The organism is Streptomyces sp. A0642 (genome assembly GCF_004795105.1).
Lineage (GTDB): Bacteria > Actinomycetota > Actinomycetes > Streptomycetales > Streptomycetaceae > Streptomyces.
Window position 1 is genome coordinate 1 of record NZ_SSBL01000060.1, and the last position, 3875, is coordinate 3875.

Here is a 3875-nt window from a genome sequence, read left to right on the forward strand (position 1 = left end):
TCGATCGTGCCCTGGAGCAGCTTCTGGAGGACGGGCACGGGGTTTTCGTGGAGATCTCCGCTCATCCGGTGCTGGCCATGCCGCTCACCGACGGGAGTGCGGACCGGGGCGGTGTCGTCGTGGGGTCGTTGGCCCGGGAGCGGGGCACCCGTGCTCAGCTCCTGCGCAATCTCGGTCTGCTCCATGTTCAGGGTCACGAGATCGACTGGGCCCGGGTACTCGACACCGACACCGGTTCCGGCTCTCTCCTTGGCCTCCCCACCTACGCTTTCCAGCGCGAGCCTTACTGGATGGACGTGCCGAAGCCCTCCGGTGATGTGCGCTCCGTCGGTATGGACGTGTCCGAGCATCCCTGGCTCGGCGCCGTCACTGCAACGGCTGGCGATGACGGGTTTCTGCTCACGGGCCGTCTTTCCCTGGCCGACCAGCCGTGGCTGGCCGACCATGCGGTCTTCGGGACCGTCCTGGTCCCCGGCACCGGCCTGCTCGAACTGGCCACCGCCGCCGCGCACGAGGCCGGGGCCGACGGGGTCGCCGAACTGACTCTGGCCGAACCGCTGGTGATCGACGACGCGGTACGGATCCAGATCACGGTGGGCGCGCCGGGCGCGGAACGCCGCCGACCCCTCACGATCCACAGTCGCCCCGACGGCACGCAGGACGACTGGACCTGCCACGCGAGCGGCGAACTGCGCGAGGAGGCCACCGACGGAACGCCGGACGCCGTTTTCGCAGAGCTGCGCCGCTGGCCCGTGGCCGGCGCCGAGCGGATCGACCTCGACGGTTTCTACGACCGGTTCGGCGCCCAGGGCATCGACTACGGTCCGGCCTTCAGAGGTCTGACCGATCTGTGGAGCAGAGGCAGCACGGCGTACGGATCCGTGCGCCTGCCCGAGGCCGCCGCCGGGGCCGGTGCCGAATACAACATCCACCCGGCGCTCCTCGACACGGCCCTGCACGTCATGAAGGGTGTGACCCTCGCGCGGGGCGACGAGGAGCCGGAAGGGGCGCTGCTGCCGTTCGAGTGGACCGATGTCGAGCTGTACGCGGCGGGCAGCGGCGAACTGCGCGTCCGTATCGACGTCGAATCCTCCGGGGCCGGTCAGGAGATACGGCTCTGGGCCTCCGACGCGACCGGCAACCCCGTCGCACGGATTGGAGGACTCCACCTTCGGCGGGCCACCGCCGAACAGCTCCGGGCCGCACGGAACAACGGCGCGGACGGTCTCCACCGCCTGGAGTTCCAGCCGGTCATGGCCCCCGCCCCCCAGGGCGCGGTCGCCGATGCCGTGCTGACCGGTACAGGCGAGCTTGCCGCGCTGCTCGGCGTACCGGTCCTGTCCGACCTTGATGAGCTGACCGCCCTGCTCGACAGCGCTCCCCAGCCGCCCGCCCGCGTCGTCGTCGACACGACCGGCCGCCCGCCCTTCTTCAGCGCGCCCGAAGCCGCCTACAAGGCGACCGAGTACGTCCTCGCACAGCTCCAGGAGCTGTTGTCGAACGAACGGCTCGCATCGACGGAGCTCGTCTGGATCACCCGCGGCAGCATCGCCGCCGCCCCGGGCGACCGGCTCGACGGACTGCCTTACGCCCCGCTGTGGGGACTCATCCGGTCCGCACGCGCCGAACACCCCGAGCGCAGTCTGCGCCTGGTCGACCTGGGTCCGGACGACGCGGACCGGGACGCGCTCGCGCGCGCCCTCGCCGTCACCGACGAACCCGAAATCGCCGTACGCGACGGTGAGGTGACCGTGGCCCGCCTGGTGCGCGAGGCCAGCACGGGCGAATCGGCCGCCGTGCGGCAGATCGACCCCGAGGGCACGGTACTGATCACCGGTGGCACCGGCGAACTCGGCCGCGAGACCGCCCGCCATCTCGTACGCCACCACGGCATCCGTCATCTGGTGCTGACCTCACGACGCGGCTCGGAGACTCCCGGGACCACGGAACTCATCCACGAGCTGCAAGAACAGGGTGCGGAATGCGTACGAGTGGTGGCCTGTGATGTCGCTCGGCGAGATGACGTTGCGAAGGTGCTCGGCCTTGCTGAGAAGGACCGGCCTTGGACGGCGGTCTTCCACCTCGCGGGAATCCTGGACGACGGCGTTCTTCTCGGCCAGGACACAGCGAGGCTCTTCCGCGTCCTGGCACCGAAGGTGAAGGGCGCCTTCCACCTGGACGAACTCACGGAAGGCCTCGACCTCGCAGCCTTCGTCCTCTTCTCCTCCGCGGCCGGCACGGTCGGCACGGCGGGCCAGAGCATCTACGGCGCGGCCAACAGCTACCTCGACGCCTTCGCTGCCCGGCGGCGGGCGGAGGGCCGCCCCGTCACCAGCCTCGCCTGGGGCCTCTGGCACCAGGCCGGCGTGGGCATGACGTCTCATCTGGGCGCGGTGGAGCTGGAGCGCATGCGCCGTCAGGGCATCGCCCCGCTCGCCTTCGAGCAGGGCCTGGGCCTTCTCGACGCGGTGCTGACGCGCCCCGCGGACAACTTCGTTCCCCTGAAGCTCGATCTGCGGGCGGTACGGAGGTCTGCGGAGAACGGCCATGACGTCCCAGGCCTCTTCCGTGCGCTCGTACGCCGGCGGGTGCGCCGTGTGGCCGCTGCCGCCACGGCGGTGAGCCAGGCAGGCCTGCGCGAACAACTACTGGCCGCGCCCGCGGACCGGCGGTCGGATCTCGTGACGGAGATGGTGCAGCGCGAGGTTGCCACCGTGCTCGGCGTGAGCGGGCCCGGTTCGCTCTCGCCGAAGCAGGTCCTCAAGGACCTGGGCCTCGACTCCCTGATGGCGGTCGAGCTGCGACGCCGTCTGTCGGCCGAGAGCGGCATCTCCCTCCCTGCGACCCTCGCCTTCGACTATCCGACGCCTGACCACATTGCCCGGCTGGTCCTCAGCCGGATGGACCTGCCGGCGGAGGAACCCGCGGGCTACACGTCCGGGGCCTTGGGAACGTCCGGAACCGATGACCCGGAGTCCGTACTCGGCCGGGTCCTCGAACAGCTCTCCGCCGACCGGATCCACAGCAGCGGCCTGCTGGGACAACTCGTCGAACTGGCCCGGCAGGAGGCTCCCGGTGCCATGGCGGTCGCCCTCGCCGCGCCGAGCGCACCGGTGGAGGAGGAGCGTTCGGTGGACGACATCAACGCCGAGCTGAACGCGCTGCTGGAGGCATCGGGGCTCGACCTCGACTGAGCTTCCGCCTGGGCCGCCCAGACGAGTCCAGGCGCGCTGTTGCAGGGACCGAGACGCCGACGTCCTCGTCGGGCCGGCCGTGAGGCAGCACGGTGACCGCACTCCTCCCGCAAAAGGGCGGTCACCGTGCTGCCAGGGCACTACCGCCTCTGCGAGCACCTTTGCCGCAATCCGTTCTGTCGCTCACGCGCCGCAGATTTCCGGCGAACCGTCCATGCGCGCATCGCAGGCGTCCGACGTGCCCGGCTGTCCAGGCACCGTCAACTGCGGCTCGAGCGCCGGCCGATTGGGTGGTTGAGTCCCTGATCTGTCGCTCCGGGACGCTGTTGCTCGCGGACGCCGTACAGAGGGGCTCGATGGTGTCGATCTCAAACCAGGACCGGATGGAAGCCGCGCTCCCCATGATTCGTGCGCTGCAGAAGCGTGCCGCGGATCTGGAGGCGAGCCAGGCTCAGCAGCACGAGCCGATTGCTGTGGTGTCGATGGCGTGCCGTCTTCCGGGCGGGATCGATACGCCGGAGGCGTTCTGGGAGTTGCTGTCGACCGGTGGGGACGCGGTGGGTGGTCTGCCGTCGCGGTGGGACGGCCTGGGCGTGTACGACTCGGATCCTGAGGCCGTCGGCAAGAGCTATGCCCGTGAGGGCGGCTTCATCGAGGGGGTCGAGGGCTTCGATGCTTCCT

At 70.3% G+C, this 3875-nt stretch carries 2 protein-coding genes; both read left to right on the forward strand.

The window, feature by feature from the left end:
- A partial coding sequence (locus E6R60_RS36300) for a type I polyketide synthase (protein ID WP_136330997.1) occupies nt 1-3194 on the forward strand: 3194 nt, incomplete at its 5' end.
- A gap of 356 nt (nt 3195-3550) precedes the next feature.
- A partial coding sequence (locus tag E6R60_RS36305; protein WP_276614126.1) for a beta-ketoacyl synthase N-terminal-like domain-containing protein occupies nt 3551-3875 on the forward strand: 325 nt, incomplete at its 3' end.